This window comes from Sphingomonas sp. H160509 (assembly GCF_024124765.2).
In the GTDB taxonomy this organism is placed as follows: domain Bacteria; phylum Pseudomonadota; class Alphaproteobacteria; order Sphingomonadales; family Sphingomonadaceae; genus Sphingomonas.
The window spans coordinates 2,493,001-2,510,615 of the sequence record NZ_JAMXSR020000002.1 but is presented as its reverse complement, the minus strand read 5'-3'; the positions used below and the strand labels follow the sequence as shown (position 1 = coordinate 2,510,615).

Sequence of the window (17,615 nt, the reverse complement as noted above, 5' to 3'; positions counted from 1 at the left end):
TGCCCCTCAGAGGCCGGCGAACACCGCCAGCCAGTATGTAATGCCAGCCATGATGTAGGCGGCGGCGAACAAATAGCCAACCATGAAGGCGGGCCATTTCCACCCATTGGTCTCGCGGCGGGTGACGGCGATCGTCGAAATGCACTGCGGTGCGAACACGAACCACATCAGGAAGGCGAGCGCGGTGGGAAGGCTCCAGCGGCCGCGGAGGTTCTCGATCATCGCCTTGCCGCCCTGGTTGCTGGCGGGATCGTCGATCGCATAGACGGTGCCGATCGCCGCCACTGCGACTTCGCGCGCGGCCATCGCCGGGATCAGCGCGAGGACGATGTCGCGGTTGAAGCCGATCGGCGCGAACACCGGCGCGATGCCGTTAGCGATGCGGCCGGCGACAGAATAATCGACCGCGGAGATCTTCGGCGCGCCGGCGGGCTGTTCGGGCGGCTTGGGGAAGCTCAGCAGCACCCACAGGATGATCGTCGAGGTCAGGATGATGCCGCCGGCGCGCTTCAGGAAGATCTGCGCGCGACTCCACAGGCCGATGCCGACGTCGCGCCACTGCGGCCACTGGTATTTCGGCATCTCCATCATGAAGCCCGACGACACGCCCTTGGTCACCGTCCGGCGCAGCACCAGCGCCGCGACGAACGCACCGACGATGCCCATCACGTACAGGCCGAGCATGACGAGGCCCTGAAGCCCGACGAACGGCAGCACCTGCGTGTTGGGGATGAACGCGCCGATTATCAGCGTGTAGACCGGCAGCCGCGCGGAGCACGTCATCAGCGGCGCGATCAGGATCGTCGTCAGGCGGTCCTTCTCGTCGTCGATCGTCCGCGTCGCCATGATGCCGGGGATCGCGCAGGCGAAGCTCGACAGTAGCGGGATGAACGCACGGCCGGACAGCCCGACGCTCGCCATCACCCGGTCCATCAGGAACGCCGCGCGGACCATGTAGCCGCTCGCCTCGAGCACGAGGATGAAGAGGAACAGGATCAGGATCTGCGGCAGGAACACGATCACCGCGCCGACGCCAGCGATCACGCCGTCGACCAGCAGCGACCGCAGCAGCGAATCGGGCAGTTCGGCGGTCAGGAAGCCCTGCAACGCGGTGAAGCCCGCATCGATCGCGTCCATGAACGGCTGTGCCCAGCTGAACACCGCCTGGAACATCAGGAACATGATCGCGAGCAGCAGGATCGGGCCGGCGACCGGGTGCAGCGCGACCGCGTCGAGCATGTGCGTCCAGCGGCGGACCTGCGTCTCGGATACGGTCGCGGACGTGGCGATCTGGCGCGCGCGGCGCTGGAGCGTGACGATGTCGTCCTGCACGCTGCCGTCGGACTTACGGAGGCGCATCGGGCCGTTGACGACGATGCCGGACAGTGCCGCCTTCAACTCGTCGAGGCCACGCTTGCGCACCGCGACGGTCGGGATCACCGGCACGCCGAGTTCGCGCTCGAGCACCTTGGGGTCGAGCTTCAGGCCGTCGCGCTCGGCGAGATCGACCATGTTGAGCGCGACGACGACCGGCAGGCCGAGCGCGATCAGCTGGAGCGTGAAGCGGAGATGGTTGTCGAGATTGGCGGCATCGACGACGACGACCAGCGCATCGGGCAGGCGCTCGCCGTCCTGCGTGCCGGTGACGACGTCGCGGGTGACCCGCTCGTCGGGGGAGGAGGGTTCGAGGCTGTACGCGCCGGGGAGGTCCACCAACTCGATTGGCCGCCCGTCGTCGAGCATCAGCCGCCCGACCTTCCGCTCGACAGTGACGCCGGGATAATTGCCGACCTTCTGGCGCGCACCCGTGAGCGCGTTGAACAGCGCGCTCTTGCCGGCATTGGGATTGCCGACCAGCGCAACCAGCGGTGCTGCGTTCATTCTAAAGGATTATTCAGCCGCGGCAGGCATTGGCGAGACGTGGATCGTGCCAGCAACCGCACGGCGAAGCGCAACCGTCATCCGGCCGATACGGCAGGCGATCGGGCCTTGGCCGAGCGTCGCGCGATGCAGGACTTCGACATCGACACCCTCGTCGAAGCCGAGTTCCCGCAACCGGCGCGCTTCGGGATCGGCAAGTCGCGCCCATTCGATCGCGGCAACGATGCCATGCTGCTTGCGAGGCAGCGTTTCGAGGCTGACGGAACGATCGGGGCGAGTTTCCATGATGCGACTGATTATCAGTAACGCCCGGGGAAGGGAAGCCCTAACCGTCGTTGGTTACGACCGCCTCGACGCCTCGCCATCCGGATGAAAGTCAGAATACAGAGACACTTAGCCGAGCGTTGGTGGCTTCAGGCAGTCGGATAGCGCAGGCGGCCGACGAATCGCGACAGGCTGAAACCGTGTTCGGTGCGCTTGAGGAACCCGGCCTTGGCCTTCTCGAACTGCATGATCCCATTGATCCGGCGACCAAGGAACGCGCGCGTTTCGGCCAGACCTTCGCTTTCGTCGTCGAGGAAGACCGTGATCGTCGACGCGTACACGCCGAGCAGGATCGTCCGCTTGGTATAGTAGTTGTAGTCGGTCGCGACGTCGCCGGCCGCGCGCCAGATCGTGTCGACCGTCCGCCAGCCAAGCCGTGTCGCCTTCGCCAGGTTCTGCGGGAGCGCGAGGATCGCCAGCGCCCGCCGCAGCGATTCGCGATCGATCGACGTCGCGTCGAGCCGCGCCTCGACCAGCGCGGTGATCTTCTCACGGATCTTCATCAGCGCGAGCCGCTCGGGCGGCACCGCGGCCAGCATCACGCCATCGATGTGCGCGAACCACGCGTCGATCATGTCGACTGGACCGTCCTTGAACGCGAGCGCGGCGATGTCGGTGTCGATCCCCTCGGCCTGCGCGGCCATGTCGCGCGCGGCGTCGCTCCAGCCGTCGAACGCAGCATTGGCGGCGATGCCGGGCGCCAGCAGGGCGCGAATTTCGTCGAGCGTAAGGTCCTGGGTCATACCGTCTCCTGCCGTTCAAAATCAGGCGTATCAAGCGTGTCTTCAAGGGGGACTTCCGGGGGAGGGGCCCCGGCGGACGAGGACCAGCGCGACCGCCACCATCACGACGCCGACCAGGTCCGCCGCGCCGAGCCGCTCGCCATACACCAGCCAGCCCACCACGCCGGCGACCACCGGCTGGATCAGCAACGCGATCCCGATCACCAGCGGCGAGAAGCGGCCGAGCGCATAGATCATCAGGCCTTGCCCGAGCACCTGGCTGCACAGAGCGAGCCCGATCAGCGGCCCCCCAGTGCGTCGGCATCACCCGCTCGCCCATCGCCAGCGCGAACACGAGCAGCGGCACAATCCCCGCCAGCGTCGACAAAGTCAGTGCGGAGAGCGGCGCCAACGTCGCCCGCGCGCGCGCCATGAGGATGAAATAGACCGTGTAAAGCAGCCCCGCGAGGATGCAGAGCAGGTCGCCGACAAGGTTCTTCGCATCGAGCTGATACGAGCGCCCGAGCAACAGCGCAGCGCCCGTTGCCGCGAGTACCAGCGCCCATCCCTGAGTACGCGTCGGCCACGTCTTCGCGACCAGGAAGCCGTAGATCGGGAAGATCAGCGTCGCCGCGTTGCCGAACAACGTCGCATTGGCGAGCGTCGTGCGCCGAATGCCGAGATGCCACGCGCCGAGATCGGCCGCGAAACACACGCCGCCGACGATCAATCCGATCCATACGCCGCGGCTCAACCGGGTCGGCCGCGCGCCCTGCTGGACCGCCAGTGCGATCAGGAACGGCACCGCCAGCGTGAGGCGCCAGAATCCCGCTGCCACCGGCCCGACCTCGGTCGCGCGGACGAACCATGGGCCGAACGCCAGCGCGACGTTCGCCACCACCAGCGCGGCGAAGGCGATAAGTCCCGGCGCGGCAACACTTTCCGCAACCGGCGTCAAACTGTGCGGCGTATCGGGCACGCTAGATAATCTTTGCGGGTCGGGGCGATGCATGCCGCCCTGTAGCCTCCTATCTTCCGCCCGTCAGGCCAATAAGGAGCCCCCATGCCTAGCCTTTTCGATCCGATTACCCTTGGTGCCGTCGAAGCGCCGAACCGCATCATCATGGCGCCGCTCACCCGCGGGCGTGCCGACAGGGATGCGGTGCCGACCGACATCATGGTCGAATATTACACGCAGCGTGCGAGTGCCGGCCTGATCATCTCGGAAGCCACCGGCATCAGCCGCGAAGGTCTCGGCTGGCCGTTCGCGCCGGGTCTGTGGACCGACGCGCAGGTTGCCGCCTGGAAGCCGGTCACCGACTCGGTCCATGCCGCTGGTGGCCGGATCGTCGCGCAGCTCTGGCACATGGGCCGCCAGGGCCATTCGTCGGTGTACGAGACGCAGCCCGTGTCGTCGTCGGCAACCGCGACCGAAGGCCAGGCGCACACCTTCGAGGGCAAGAAGGATTTCGAGGTCGCGCGTCCGCTCGAGACCAACGAGATTCCGCGCCTGCTGAACGACTATGAGCTGGCGACTAAGAACGCGCTCGCGGCAGGCTTTGACGGCGTGCAGATTCACGCGGCCAATGGTTATCTGATCGACCAGTTCCTGCGCGACAACGCCAATTTCCGTACCGACGAATATGGCGGCGGAATCGAGAACCGCGTCCGCTTGCTCCGCGAAGTCGCCGAGCGCGTGATCTCGGTCGCCGGCGCCGACCGCGTCAGCGTCCGCCTGTCGCCCAACGGTGATTCGCAGGGTGTCGACGACAGCAACCCCGAGGCGCTGTTCACCGCCGCTGCCAAGGCGCTGTCCGACCTCGGCATTGCGTTCCTCGAACTGCGCGAGCCTGGCCCCGACGGCACGTTCGGCAAGACCGACGTGCCCAAGCTCAGCCCGGCGATCCGCAAGGTGTTCAACGGCGTGCTGATCGTCAACTCGGACTACACGACCGTCGAAGAGGCGCAGGCCGAGCTCGATTCGGGCAATGCCGACGCGATCACCTTCGGCCGCACGTTCATCGCCAACCCGGACCTGCCCGAGCGCCTGCGCACCGGCGCACCGCTCGCGAAGGACGATGCGAAGACGTGGTATAGCCAAGGCCCCGAGGGCTACATCGACTACCCCGCGCTCGAGACTGCGAACGCGTAAGTGGTGAATGAGGCTGACGCTCGATCCTCCCCCGCCAGGGGGAGGTGGCAGGCGCCAGCCTGACGGAGGGGGAGGCACTCGCCACGTGCGCCCCGTGTCCTCCCCCTCCGTCACCTGCGGCGACACCTCCCCCTTGCGGGAGAGGATCAAGAAGGACGACTGCCCCTAGCCACCGGTGCCACCATCGCCTAGCAGCGCGCCTCCGCGTCGTACGGCGCGCCGGTGACGACAGGATTAGACATGACCGACGGCTGGCCGAGCGGCGGCAGGGGGAACGGGGCCGCTCATGCCCGGCGCCGCCGACCGTGCCGCGAAACGGGCGGAAGAGCGCGCCAATGGCCGCGAGCAGCGCGCGAAGGAACGGCTTGCCGCGTCCGAACAGCGATCCGAATTGCGTGCCGCACAACGCGATCTCCAGTCCCAGGAACGCGAACGCGCCCGCGAAAGCCGGCGTATCGAAGAGGATCAGCGGATCAAGGCGCGGCTCGATGCGCCGCCGACCAACGATGTCGAGGCGTTGAAGATCTCCAAACGCCGCCGTTCGGGCGCGCTCGCGCGCAGCGGCGAAGAATCGAAGACTGACCGCGACACGCGTAGCTACAAGACCATCGTCGACACCGCGCGTATTCGCACGCTCGCCGATCGCGGCGCGTCGGTGGCAGGGCTTGCCGGCGCGTTCGGCATCACGATCGAAGAGGTCGAGGCGGCTTTGCTGGAAACGGCCCCGCAAGACTAGGAGTTAGGTGGCGGTACGATCCCCGGCCAGCCACGCCTTAGCCTCGTCGATATCGAGGAACGTCCGGCAGTTCTCGGCCTTCAGATAGCGTTCGGTCTGGAGCTTCGCCAGATGCGACGCGACCACCGCGGCGATCGGTGCCGACGTCACCTTCAGCGCCTTGGGCATCATCGCTTCGAGCGCATCGACGACCTTCAACGGCTGGATCGCGGCCTTGCGCAGGTCGGCGAGCACGACGAACCGGCCGTGATACAGCCGCGCTGCCGATCCCCGGGCGAGCAGTTCCGCTGAGAACGCCGCCGTCGTCGCGACCGACCAGAACCCCTCGGTGACGATGTTGAGTGTCTTGGTCGGGACGTCGAAGCTGATCGTGTACATGACGATCTCCGTAACGTCCGCGGCTTAACGATACGCTGATGACCATGTGATTTTTGCCGCTGGCTATCATTCTCGTTCTTCCACGAGCGCGGGAGCAAAGGTCACGAACGCCATCGCTGAACCCCGCGCCTTAGCGGGGAGGGGACATGGGAGAGAAGAAAGCTCTAATCGGTACCCGGCAGGTCGACATGGATCCGGCGGAAGCGCGCCTCGACCAGGCTGTACGCACCGAACAGCGCCAGCCCGATCCCGGTCAGCGCCAGCAGCCACTTGCCGCCCGGTTGCGATTGCAGCCGTTCCAGTGCCTCTGCCACGCCGCCCGCGTCGCTGGCATGTGCGGTCCATGCAGCCAATCCGAACAGCCCGGCGACGATCAGGAACACGAGCGCCCGCGCGCCGTAGCCGATCTCGACCCATCGTGCAGACATAGCCGGGCGCAGGAGCGTCGCCGCGCAGGTCGTGGATGAAGTCGCCGCGCCAAGCCTTCTGCGCCTGCTGGAGCGCAGCGACGAGCACGCCGACTGCGACGGCGCCGACCAGAACCCGTCCCGCCGGTTGGTCGAGTAGCAACGCGGTCCAGTCGCGCGCGCTCTCGTCGCCGGGCGAGACGGCGGCATCGCGCGATCCCGTCCTCATGGCGAGCTTGGCGGCGGTCCAGGCGAGGATCAGGTGCGCGATGCCGCTGACGACGTGGCCGATCCGCTTGAGGCTGCCCTTGACGTCGCTGCCGATCTGCTCGGGGTTCGCTGCGGCCTCCGTCAGTCGCCAGACCGCGTAGCCGAGCAGGCCGGCGGCGACGATCGCGAGCAGTACCGGGCCGAACGCCTCGTCCGCCATCGACCCGATCGCGCCCTGGTTGTCTGCTATCTTGCCACCGCGCAACGCCGCGTCGACCGCGAACCAGCCGACGAGAATATACACCACCCCGCGCGCGGCGAAGCCGAGTTTGGCGAGCAACGTCGCATTCGCATCCGAAATCATGACAGCCCCTTTGTTACGGAGGCATAACGGCGCGACGCGCGTGACGTTCCTGTGGTGATGCAGTTGAGGACGGTTGGGGGCGGCTATCTCTTCCGAGCAAGATTTGTTTCCCCGCGAAGGCGGGGATCCAGTCTGGGCTCCCGCATTCGCGGGAGAACAAGGGGTCGTGCCGTGGAACTGCCCGCGCGTACTTGCTCAAGGAGACAAACACCGTTGCAGTCGAGGGGCGGCGGAAAAGGGTTTGAGAGCCAAGGTGCCATCCGGTTCGGCTAGAGCTGCCACCATTTTAGCCGTCTTAGGGAGCAGACGTGATCGATCCTCCCCCGCCAGGGGGAGGTGGCGCCATAGGCGACGGAGGGGGGCGGACACGGAGCAGCGGTTACCCTTACCTCCCCCTCCGTCAGGCTAACGCCTGCCACCTCCCCCTGGCGGGGGAGGATTACGGCCGGACGTTGGTTCGGTCCGGCGCTCGCAGGGGAAGGGACACGTACCAACCGTCGAAAGGCTGAGGGTAAGATTATTCCTGGAGCGTGTCGGACGTGGAATCTAGCTTCGCGCCATCCAGCGTCTTCTCGATCCGAGTCTTCGCAGCAGCGTCCGCCGCCTTCTCCGCCACCGTCCGTCCCGAATACCCGCCGGTTCCGATCCGCCTTCGACGAAGCCTCGTCACGAGCCCGCTGTTTCCGGACGAGCCGCAGGTTGATCACGTCACCCACGCCCTGCTCCCCGCGCCCGCCAGTCGGCAGCACTCTGACCCCAGTCATCCACCGGCAGCAATTCGAGCGGCGGGGGAAGTCTCGTTGGGCCGCGATTAGTCGACCCGAGCCGCCCCGCGAGCGCGATCGACTCGGCGTTGTCGGGTGCGATGGTGTGAATGATGTCGGTCCAGCCGAGCATTTCCACCGCATAGGCGATCGTCGCCGTCGCCGCCTCGCGCGCGAACCCGCGTCCGGCGAACCGCGATGCCAGTCCCCAGCCGATCTCCCTCCCCGGCCAGTCTTCGGGCTGCCACGGACCGACGCGGCCGATCCATGCGCCGGTATCGCGCAATGTCACCGCAAACATCGAGAAGCCGCGGATGCTCCACGCGCCCGCCATCGCGCACAGACCGCGCCAGGCGACGCTGCGCGATTGCACGCCGCCGAGATGGCGCATCGTGACGGGATCGGCATGGAACGCATACCAATCTTCGGCATCCTCCGGTCCCAAGGGCCGGAGCAGCAGGCGCTCCGTCAGGAGCACCGGCGCGGTCATGCGATGAAGCGGTCCTTGAGCGCCAGCATCGCCAGCGCCGCATTGGCCGCGCCACCGCCCTTGTCGCCCTCGGTGGGCTTGGCACGCGTGAGCGCCTGCGCCTCGTTCTCGGTGGTCAGGATGCCGTTGCCGATCGGCAGGCCGTCCATCGTTAGCTGCATGATCCCGCGTGCGCTCTCGCCCGCGACGATCTCGAAATGATAAGTCTCGCCGCGGATCACCACGCCCAGCGCGACATACGCGTCGAACGTTTCGCTCTCGGCGGCCAGCGCGATCGCGCCGGGGACTTCGAGCGCGCCGGGCACGGTGATCGTCTCGTGGGTGTGGCCGGCGGCTTCGATCGCGGCCTTTGCACCCTCGACCAAGAGGTCGTTGAGGTGATCGTAGAACCGGGCTTCGACGATGAGGAGATGCGCCATCAGTTGCTCTTTTCCGTGTTCAGGGACGCGATCGGGCGCTCGCCGACGATCGACAGGCCGTAGCCGTCGAGGCCGACCAGCGTGTGATGCGTGTTGGTGATCAGCACCATGTCGTGCACGCCGAGTTCGGTCAGGATCATCGCGCCGACGCCGTAGTCGCGCAGTTCCTCCATATCCGGGGTGATCTCCGCGCCGGCCTTCTTCATCACCGCCGAGGTGAAGGTGTTGCTGCGCGGCCGGTTGATCACGACGATCACGCCGGCGCCCTCATCCGCGATCATCTGCATCGAGCGCGCGAGGATCCGGCCGCGATCGCCCGATTCGCCGAAGATATCCGCGAACGGCGACAGCGCGTGCATGCGGACCAGCGTCGGCTTGGCGGGGTCGATCTTGCCCTTCACCAGCGCGACCTGCTCGGTGCCGGTCGCCTTGTTCCAGAACGTCAGCGCGCTCCAGTCGCCGCCCCATTCGGAGGTGAACTTGGCCTCGGCGCGCTTCTCGACGAGGTGATCGTGGCGGCGGCGATACGCGATCAGGTCGCGGATCGTGCCGATCTTGACGTTGTGGAACTGCGCGAAGGTGACGAGGTCGTCCATCCGCGCCATCGTGCCGTCCTCGTTCATGATCTCGCAGATCACGCCCGAAGGATTGAGCCCGGCAAGCCGCGCGACGTCGACTGCCGCCTCGGTATGGCCGGCGCGGATCAGCACACCGCCGTCGCGTGCGACCAGCGGGAAGACGTGGCCGGGGGTGACGATGTCGGGCTTGCCCTTGGTCGCATCGACCGCGACCGCGATGGTGCGCGCGCGATCCGCTGCGGAGATTCCGGTGGTGACGCCTTCGAGCGCCTCGATCGACACGGTGAACGCGGTCTCGTGCCGCGTCCCGTTGTTGCGGCTCATCAGCTCGAGCCCGAGCTCCTCGGTGCGATCCTTCGTCAGCGCGAGGCAGATCAGGCCACGGCCGAACTTCGCCATGAAGTTGATCTTCTCGGGCGTCGCCATCTGCGCGGGGATGACGAGGTCGCCCTCGTTCTCGCGATCCTCGTCGTCGACCAAGATGAACATCCGGCCGTTGCGCGCCTCATCGATGATCTCTTCCGGGCTCGACAGATAGCCGTGCTTGAGACGGGCTAATTCAGCTGGCTTTGACACGGTAATGCTCCATGCGTTGGAGATAGCGGGCGAGGACGTCGATCTCGATATTGACCGACTGCCCCATCTGGATCGTCCCGAGCGTGGTGACCGCCCAGGTATGCGGGATGATGTTGAGGCCGAATTCGACCTCCCCGTCGACGTCTTGAACGCTGTTTACCGTGAGTGAGACGCCGTCGACCGTCACCGAACCCTTGGCCGCGATGAACGGCGCGATGTCTGAACCCGCGCGGATGGTGACGCGGTGCGATCCGCCTTCCTCCGCGAGCGCGACGACGGTGCCGAGCCCATCGACATGGCCCGTAACGATATGGCCGCCGAGTTCGTCGCCGAGCTTCATCGCGCGTTCGAGGTTGAACTTTCGGCCCTCGGTCCACTGGTCCTTGGCGGTGCGGCTGATCGTCTCGCCGGAGACATCGACCGCGAACCAGTTCGGGCCCTTGTCGACCACGGTCAGGCAGACGCCCGAGCAGGAGATCGACGCGCCGAGATCGACGGTGGCGGTATCATAGGCGGTGCTGACGACGACGCGCGTGTCGCCTGGCGACTCCACGCTCGCGACAGTGCCGATGTCGGTGACGATTCCGGTGAACATTACGCCTCGTTTCGTTCGCGCTCGTAGACCTCGAGCCGGTCCATGCCAAGTTGCCGCGCATCGACGATCGTCCAGCGACCATGTGCTTTGGTCAGGTCGGTGAGGCCGATGTCGCGGAGTGCGGGCTTGCCGCCACCGATCAGGATCGGCGCACGGTAGAGAAGGATGCGGTCGACCAGATCTGCCGCGAGGAACGCCGACGCTACGGCCGCGCCGCCTTCGACGAGGATGTGGTCGACACCGGTGAGGGTGGCGATGTCGCGCGGAGCGGCGATGACGGTCCAACCGGGCACGTCTTCGGCGGTCGAAGATAAAAGCACCCGCATCGGACCGCGAGCTTCCAGCCCCGGCAGCCGCACGTCGAGTCGCGGCGCATCGGCGTCATACGTGCCGCGCCCGACGAGGATCGCTTCGTGCCGACTCCGCTCGAGATGCGCGTGGGCGCGGGCTTGCGGGCCGGTGATCCAGCGACTCGAGCCGTCCGGCATCGCGATGCAGCCATCGAGTGAGGTCGCGACCTTCAGGGTGACGTGCGGGCGATCGAGCGCTTGGCGGGTGAGAAAGCCGGCCATCGAACGCCTGGATTCGTTCGCGCGAACGCCGCGCGTCACGGCGATGCCAGCGGCCTCCAGCCGGGCAAAACCTTGGCCAGCCGTTCGCTTATCGGGATCTTCGAGAGCTGAAACCACGCGCGCAACGCCTGCTTCGATCAGCAGGTCGCTACACGCGGGCCCGCGCGGAGACCGATGCGCGCACGGCTCCAGCGTCACGTAAGCCGTAGCCCCCCCGAGCGTTCGTGCCAGCCTCGGTCAACGCCATCGCCTCGGCATGCGGTCGCCCGCCCGCCTGCGTCCAGCCGCGCCCAACGACGCGGCCGTCGCGCACGATCACGCAGCCGACGTTGGGATTGGGCGCGGTACGCCCTCGGCCGCGCTCGGCGAGTGCCAGCGCGGCGCCCATCCAGCGCGTGTCGGACTGGGTCAGATCCCCATGGCCTTCAGCTTGTCGTCCAGCCGCTTGAACGACTCGCGCTGCGCGTCCTCACGGGCCTTCTGCTCGGCGACCGCCTTGGCCTTGATCGGTGCGTCGATCTTCTGCTGCGCGACGATCTGCGCATCGGTGCGATCAGCCGGCCATTGCTCGACGTAGATGATCTTCGGGCGGTATTCCTTCTCGACGTACGAATCCTTCATAAACGCGTAGATCAGGAAGCTGGTGACGCCGAGCGCGGCCACGAGAAAAAACAGCTCGTATGGCCGGCGCTGGCTGAAGAAGAGCCGCAGGTCCTGATATGCCGCGATCGGCGAGAAACGACTGAAAAAGCCCATGCGCGCCAAGATAGGGGGGGGGGAGCCGGCTAGGCCAGCCCCGCACGCCTCAAGCTTTAGTTCTGGAGGACAAACGTCAGCGCCATCGATCGCCACGCCTCGACCGGAACGCCGTCGCGCGTCGCCGGCTTGAACCGCCACTTCGCCAGCGCGCGGTCGAGCGTCGCGCGGTAGAACGCGTCGGTGGTCGCGCTGACCCGCTCGACCTGCTTCACGCGACCGTCGGTCCCGACCAGCACGCGGACCACGACGCGACCTTCGCGTTCGGCGCGGCGTTCCTGGGAGGGGGTAGCTCGGCTGAAAATCGGCGGCATAGCGCGGGTCGATGCCGGGCTGGACGAATACCGGTGCGGCTTTCGGCGGATCGACCGCGACGGTGCCCGTTCCGGTGCCTTCGACTCCGACCGGCGGCGTGTAGGGGACCGGATCGGGGACAACCGTGAATCCGTTGTCGGTGATCGTCGGTACCAACGGAATCGGAGCATCTGGGCGCGGGGCGGGGCGCGGCTGCTGACGGACCAGCGGATCGGCGGGCGGCACCGGCTCGGGCGGCGGCGGCGGGGTGTACGGCACATAGGTCACGAGCGGCTTGTCGGGCACGAACGGCAGCACGTTGGGCGCCGCGAAGAACAAGGCTCCGATCACCGCGCAGTTGATGGCCAGCGCGACGCCGAGGCTCCCGGGATTGAATCCGCCCGTCCGGTTCAGTCGATCCGCGTACATTACCGTCTCCTTCGCTTCTCCTCGAGGATGGCGGCGAGATAGGTGCCGCCGGTTGGGATGGTACATCATTACATTTTGGGGGCAAGGGGTTTGGAGAGGGGGGGGGGGGGAATGTCTTTGGCGCTATTTATCGACGTTTCGTCGGCATCGAATACGATCGCGATTTGCTCGACCGGCCGGAATGGTTCGACGCACCAATCGGACCAGTTTTCAGCATTCCCATCCTCCCACGCCGCCGCGCCGGCGAAGGCCGGGGTCCAGTTGGGGGACATTGCTAACTAAAGCCGGCGCTAGTTACCGCGACCTTTCCAACTGGGCCCCGGCCTTCGCCGGGGTGGCGGCATTCGGTAGGGTGGGCTTCTTCGACCGCGGGCAAAGTGGCCACCGGCAAAGGTATAGTCCGTTGCGATCAATTCCACCGCCGGCCCGCCCCTCCTTGTTCTCCCGCGAAGGCGGGAGCCCAGACTGGACTCCCGCCTTCGCGGGAGAACAAGCTTTCCGAAAGACCGCACTTGGGGGGACGCTTGATCACCGCACCGCCAACCGCTCCAACGCCCGCTCCCGCCCGATCAACGGCAGCAATGCCGCCATGTCCGGCCCGTGATCGCGCCCCGTAAGCGCCAGCCGCAGAGGCAGGAACAACGCCTTCCCCTTACGGCCCGTCTCCGCCTTCAACCGAGCCGTCAGCGCGTGCCAGGGATCGCTCGACCAGTCGATCTCCCCAGCCGCCGCCAGCGCCTGATCGAGATACGCCGTATCGATATCGCCCGCGACGACAACCGGCCCCGCGATCACGCCCCACCAGTCCGCCGCATCCGCCAGCGTCACGAGGTTCGGCCGCACCGCCTCCCACGCCGCCACATGCATGCCCTCCGGCAACCGCTCGGCCACCGCCTCATACGGCAGCGCATGCAAAATCCGCGCGTTCAACGCCGCCAGTTCCGCCTCGTCGAACCGCGCCGGCGCGCGCCCGAACCGCGCAAAGTCGAACCCCGCGATCAGCGGCGCGGCGTCGGCGATCGGCTCGACCGGATCGCTCGTCCCGATCCGCGCCAAGAGTGCACGCACTGCCTGTGGCTCGATCCCGACCTCGCGGAAATGATCGACGCCGAGCGACCCAAGTCGCTTCGACAGTTTCCCCTCTGCCCCCGTCAGCAACGCCTCGTGCGCAAACCGCGGCGGCGTGACACCAAGCGCGGCAAACATCTGCAATTGCAGCGCGGTGTTCGACACATGATCCTCGCCGCGCACGACATGCGTCACGCCCATCTCGGCATCGTCGATCGCCGACGGCAGCATATAAAGCCATGACCCATCCGCACGCCGGATCACAGGATCGCTCATCGTCTTCGCCTCGAAATGCGCCACGCCGCGGATCAGGTCGTCCCACGCGATCGCCGAGTCGTGATCGAGCTTGAACCGCCAATGCGGCTTCACGCCGTCCGCCTCCAGCTTCGCCCGCGCATCGTCGTCCAACGCCAGCGCCGCGCGGTCGTAGATCGGCGGCAACCCGCGCCCGGCCTGGATCTTCCGCTTCAGGTCGAGTTCCTGCGTCGTCTCATACGCGGGATACACGTGCCCGCTCGCGACCAGGGCTGCGAACCGCGCCTCGTACAAAGCGAACCGCGCCGACTGCCGCTCCTCCGCATCCGGCGTCATCCCGAGCCAGTCGAGATCGGCACGGATCGCGTCGACGAAGCGCTCTTCGCTGCGTTCTGGATCGGTATCGTCGATCCGCAGCACGAACTTCCCTCCATTCGCGCGCGCGAACATCCAATTGTGGAGCGCGGTGCGGATGTTGCCGACATGCAGCCGGCCGGTGGGCGAGGGGGCGAAACGAGTGATTACGGTCATCCCGCCGCTGTACGGAGCGGCGCGGCGGCGGGCAAACCCTTCCACCAACGGGAAGCTGCGCCTAAGGGGTGCGGAATATCGAGCGGGAAATAGCTTCATGAAACTGATGACCGGCAATTCGAACCTGCCGCTGGCGCAGGAAATCTCCGCCTATCTCGAGATCCCGCTGACCGACGTCAGCGTGCGGCGGTTCGCGGACGAGGAGGTCTTCGTCGAGATCAACGAGAACGTCCGCGGCGAGGACGTGTTCGTGATCCAGTCGACCGGCTATCCCGCCAACGATAATCTCATGGAATTGCTGATCATGATCGACGCGCTGAAGCGTGCGTCGGCGCGCCGCATCACCGCGGTGATCCCGTACATGGGGTACGCTCGGCAGGACCGGAAGCCGGGCCCGCGCACGCCGATCTCGGCCAAGCTTGTCGCCAATTTGATCACGGTCGCGGGCGCGAACCGCGTTCTGTCGGTCGACCTGCATGCCGGCCAGATCCAGGGTTTCTTCGATATCCCGACCGACAATCTTTATGCGGCGCCTGTCATGTCGGCGGACATCCTTGCACGGTTCAAGGGCAAGAACCTGATGGTCGTGTCGCCGGACGTCGGCGGCGTCGTCCGTGCACGCGTGCTCGCCAAGCGACTCGACAACGCTCCGCTCGCGATCGTCGACAAGCGACGCGAGCGCGCGGGCGAATCGGAGGTGATGAACATCATCGGCGAAGTCGAGGGGCGGTTCTGCATCCTGGTCGACGACATCGTCGATTCGGCCGGGACGCTGTGCAACGCGGCGGCGGCATTGAAGGAAGCCGGCGCCGAAGACGTGGTCGCCTATGTCACGCACGGCGTGCTGTCGGGTGGCGCGGTAGCGCGAGTCGAGGGCTCGGAACTGCGTGAGCTGGTGATCACCGATTCGATCGGGAATCACGAAGTCATCAAGGACGCGCACGGCAAGATCCGCCATCTCCAAATCGCACCGCTGCTGGGTGAAGCGATCAAGCGGATTGCGGACGAGACCAGCGTGTCGAGTCTGTTCGACTAACCCTGTTTCTCAGGGCGAAGGTGGCTTGTTTCCCCGCGAAGGCGGGACCCAGACTGGGCTCCCGCCTTCGCCGGAGAACACATTTAAGGCAAGTTACGGTCGGCAAAGCCGCCGTCGGATGGGTTCGCTTGGGCGATCCACCGGCCGAGCCTGCGATTGCGCATCGCTACGCTCGCGCATCGGCGCGGACGTAGCCGCGCCTATCGCTGGCTTAATGCTACAATATGCTCGAACACCGCCGGATGCAGCGGCTTGGCGAATGCGCAGCCGTATTTGAACTTGTCGCGCCAGGCGACCACCGCCTCGAGCGCAGCGAGACCCGGCAACGTCAGCCACACCACCGTCCCCGGCCACAACGTAAAGCTCGTCTCCGCACGAAATCCCGAGAGCGACAAATCCGTCACCTCGATCTCGAATCGCGTCTGGCCCCGATCGCGCAAATGCGCGCGCATCTTGACGGCCTTGCGTAGCGCCTGACGGAGCTCCTCGCCTTTCGGTTCGGCGGGGGGGATGGGGACGGGCTGTGTCATGTCCGGAACACTGCTCCCCCAAGTGGTTACTAATCTCCAAACGCCTTACGATTCGGCCGCTTGAGGTTTGGCCGCGCGTGGCTGGGCGAATGCACCATTGGCACAGGCAAAGTAGGTTCGGAACGCAATGATGCGAAGTCGGATCGCCATGGTCCTGCTGTAGAGGCGGCGGAGCGCGACGCAAAGGAATTGCCTTAGATCAGGCCACTCGCGGTCGTAAAATCGATCTAATGATAACGACACGCAACCGCAAATGCCTAAAGGGTGGATTTGCTGGCCGCCCTGTGCTTTACGGCCAACCAATTCCCGAGTTTCCTAAAAATTGCGTGGAGCCTTCCCGATGAACATCCATGAATACCAGGCCAAGGAACTGCTGGCCAAGTTCGGCGTCCCCGTGCCTGCCGGTTTCGCGGCACTGACTGTCGAGGGAGGCCGTCGAAGCCTCGAAGAAGCTTCCCGGACCGCTCTATGTCGTCAAGGCGCAGATCCACGCCGGCGGCCGCGGCAAGGGCAAGTTCGTCGAGCTCGGCCCCGATGCGAAGGGCGGCGTCCGCCTCGCCAAGACCGAGGACGAGGTTCGCGCAGCCGCGACCGACATGCTCGGCAACACGCTCGTCACCATCCAGACGGGTGACGCGGGCAAGCAGGTCAATCGCCTGTACGTCACCGACGGCGTCGACATCGACAAGGAATTCTACCTCGCGCTGACGCTCAACCGCACCACCGGCCGGGTGATGATGGTCGTCTCGACCGAAGGCGGGATGGACATCGAGGCGGTCGCACACGACACGCCCGAGAAGATCCAGTCGATCGACATCGACCAGGCAACCGGCTTCATGCCGCATCATGGCCGTGCCGTCGCTGCTGCGCTGAAGCTCACCGGCGATCTCGCCAAGCAGGCCGCGAACACCGCATCGAAGCTGTATGACGCGTTCATGGGCACCGATGCCGAGCAGATCGAGATCAACCCGCTCGCAGTCACCAACGACGGCAAGCTGATGGTGCTCGACGCGAAGGTCGCGTTCGACGGCAACGCGCTGTTCCGCCACAAGGACCTGCTCGAACTGCGCGACGAGACTGAGGAAGATCCCGCCGAGCTCGAGGCGTCGAAGTACGACCTCGCCTACATCAAGCTCGATGGCGACATCGGCTGCATGGTCAACGGCGCTGGCCTCGCGATGGCGACGATGGACATCATCAAGCTCAACGGCATGTTCCCCGCCAACTTCCTCGACGTCGGCGGCGGCGCCAACAAGGAGAAGGTGACCGCGGCGTTCAAGATCATCCTCGCGGATCCGAACGTTAAGGGCATTCTCGTCAACATCTTCGGCGGCATCATGAAGTGCGACATCATCGCCGACGGCATCGTCGCCGCTGCGAAGGAAGTGAACCTGTCGGTGCCGCTCGTCGTCCGCCTCGAGGGCACGAATGTCGAGAAGGGCAAGGAGATCCTCGCGAACTCCGGCCTCGCGATCGTCCCGGCGAACGACCTTGGCGATGCTGCCAAGAAGATCGTCGCGGAGGTGCAGAAGGTCGCGGCCTGACCGC

The 17,615-nt window shown here is 66.1% G+C and carries 17 protein-coding genes and 4 pseudogenes; 4 read left to right on the top strand and 17 right to left on the bottom strand.

All coding sequences use genetic code 11. The features are described 5' to 3' along the window. Nucleotides 1-6: 6 nt before the first annotated feature. The 4 genes and pseudogenes from feoB to NHF48_RS13980 form a co-directional block, all read right to left on the bottom strand. Entirely contained in the window at nt 7-1,881 is a 1,875-nt protein-coding gene (gene feoB, locus NHF48_RS13995) for a ferrous iron transporter B (RefSeq protein WP_253071451.1), read from the bottom strand. A gap of 9 nt (nt 1,882-1,890) precedes the next feature. Continuing rightward, a complete protein-coding gene (locus NHF48_RS13990) occupies nt 1,891-2,166 on the bottom strand; it encodes a FeoA family protein (protein ID WP_253071450.1) in 276 nt (91 codons plus the stop codon). 128 nt (nt 2,167-2,294) lie between these two features. After that, nucleotides 2,295-2,948, bottom strand: coding sequence for a COQ9 family protein (locus NHF48_RS13985; RefSeq protein ID WP_253071449.1), 654 nt, complete (start codon nt 2,946-2,948; stop codon nt 2,295-2,297). Nucleotides 2,949-2,990: 42 nt separating this feature from the next. Next, nucleotides 2,991-3,939, bottom strand: a pseudogene (locus tag NHF48_RS13980) (DMT family transporter). Nucleotides 3,940-3,990: 51 nt separating this feature from the next. Between NHF48_RS13980 and NHF48_RS13975 the strand changes: the two are divergent. Both NHF48_RS13975 and NHF48_RS13970 read left to right on the top strand, forming a co-directional pair. Continuing rightward, nucleotides 3,991-5,079: an alkene reductase gene (locus NHF48_RS13975; protein ID WP_253071448.1), complete on the top strand. Its 1,089-nt coding sequence runs from the start codon at nt 3,991-3,993 to the stop codon at nt 5,077-5,079. 286 nt (nt 5,080-5,365) lie between these two features. Beyond that, the gene (locus tag NHF48_RS13970; protein WP_253071447.1) at nt 5,366-5,815 is read left to right on the top strand and encodes a hypothetical protein; all 450 of its coding nucleotides are present in this window, start codon (nt 5,366-5,368) and stop codon (nt 5,813-5,815) included. Between the two features lie 3 nt (nt 5,816-5,818). On the opposite strand, the gene NHF48_RS13965 is transcribed toward NHF48_RS13970, so the two are convergent. The 12 genes and pseudogenes from NHF48_RS13965 to gltX form a co-directional block, all read right to left on the bottom strand. After that, on the bottom strand, nt 5,819-6,193 hold the full coding sequence (locus NHF48_RS13965; protein ID WP_107954246.1) for a hypothetical protein: 375 nt from the start codon (nt 6,191-6,193) through the stop codon (nt 5,819-5,821). Nucleotides 6,194-6,357: 164 nt separating this feature from the next. Beyond that, the gene (locus NHF48_RS26015) at nt 6,358-6,621 is read right to left on the bottom strand and encodes a DUF1206 domain-containing protein (protein WP_446741214.1); all 264 of its coding nucleotides are present in this window, start codon (nt 6,619-6,621) and stop codon (nt 6,358-6,360) included. Nucleotides 6,622-6,679: 58 nt separating this feature from the next. After that, nucleotides 6,680-7,174: pseudogene (locus NHF48_RS26010) on the bottom strand (DUF1206 domain-containing protein); the annotation flags it as partial. A gap of 269 nt (nt 7,175-7,443) precedes the next feature. Next, entirely contained in the window at nt 7,444-7,938 is a 495-nt protein-coding gene (locus NHF48_RS26005) for a DUF4169 family protein (protein WP_446741157.1), read from the bottom strand. Further along, entirely contained in the window at nt 7,883-8,428 is a 546-nt protein-coding gene (locus tag NHF48_RS13950; protein ID WP_253071444.1) for a GNAT family N-acetyltransferase, read from the bottom strand. The genes NHF48_RS26005 and NHF48_RS13950 overlap by 56 nt, the downstream gene beginning before the upstream one ends. Then, nucleotides 8,425-8,847 (bottom strand): 6,7-dimethyl-8-ribityllumazine synthase, encoded by a 423-nt coding sequence (gene ribH / locus NHF48_RS13945; RefSeq protein ID WP_056064133.1) that lies wholly within the window; start codon nt 8,845-8,847, stop codon nt 8,425-8,427. The genes NHF48_RS13950 and ribH overlap by 4 nt, the downstream gene beginning before the upstream one ends. Further along, nucleotides 8,847-10,001, bottom strand: coding sequence for a 3,4-dihydroxy-2-butanone-4-phosphate synthase (ribB, locus tag NHF48_RS13940; protein WP_253071443.1), 1,155 nt, complete (start codon nt 9,999-10,001; stop codon nt 8,847-8,849). The genes ribH and ribB overlap by 1 nt, the downstream gene beginning before the upstream one ends. Further along, a complete protein-coding gene (locus NHF48_RS13935; RefSeq protein WP_253071442.1) occupies nt 9,985-10,596 on the bottom strand; it encodes a riboflavin synthase in 612 nt (203 codons plus the stop codon). Before NHF48_RS13935 ends, ribB begins: the two co-directional genes overlap by 17 nt. Further along, nucleotides 10,596-11,556: pseudogene (gene ribD / locus NHF48_RS13930) on the bottom strand (bifunctional diaminohydroxyphosphoribosylaminopyrimidine deaminase/5-amino-6-(5-phosphoribosylamino)uracil reductase RibD). Before ribD ends, NHF48_RS13935 begins: the two are co-directional and overlap by 1 nt. Before the next feature lie 20 nt (nt 11,557-11,576). Beyond that, the gene (locus tag NHF48_RS13925) at nt 11,577-11,924 is read right to left on the bottom strand and encodes a hypothetical protein (protein ID WP_253071441.1); all 348 of its coding nucleotides are present in this window, start codon (nt 11,922-11,924) and stop codon (nt 11,577-11,579) included. Between the two features lie 56 nt (nt 11,925-11,980). Then, nucleotides 11,981-12,238, bottom strand: coding sequence for a TonB family protein (locus tag NHF48_RS13920; RefSeq protein ID WP_253071440.1), 258 nt, complete (start codon nt 12,236-12,238; stop codon nt 11,981-11,983). A 937-nt stretch (nt 12,239-13,175) separates the two neighbouring features. Beyond that, nucleotides 13,176-14,501 carry a glutamate--tRNA ligase gene (gene gltX / locus NHF48_RS13915; RefSeq protein WP_253071439.1) on the bottom strand — a complete coding sequence of 442 codons (1,326 nt, stop codon included), beginning with the start codon at nt 14,499-14,501 and terminating at the stop codon, nt 13,176-13,178. A 97-nt stretch (nt 14,502-14,598) separates the two neighbouring features. Here gltX and NHF48_RS13910 point away from each other — a divergent pair, with 97 nt between their 5' ends. Then, nucleotides 14,599-15,537, top strand: a complete 939-nt coding sequence (locus NHF48_RS13910) for a ribose-phosphate pyrophosphokinase (protein WP_056064113.1) — start codon at nt 14,599-14,601, stop codon at nt 15,535-15,537. Nucleotides 15,538-15,737: 200 nt separating this feature from the next. Here the strand turns inward: NHF48_RS13910 and NHF48_RS13905 are convergent, their stop codons facing one another. Next, a complete protein-coding gene (locus NHF48_RS13905; RefSeq protein WP_056487867.1) occupies nt 15,738-16,067 on the bottom strand; it encodes a PilZ domain-containing protein in 330 nt (109 codons plus the stop codon). Between the two features lie 340 nt (nt 16,068-16,407). Here NHF48_RS13905 and sucC point away from each other — a divergent pair. Then, nucleotides 16,408-17,611: pseudogene (gene sucC / locus NHF48_RS13900) on the top strand (ADP-forming succinate--CoA ligase subunit beta). Nucleotides 17,612-17,615 lie beyond the last annotated feature (4 nt).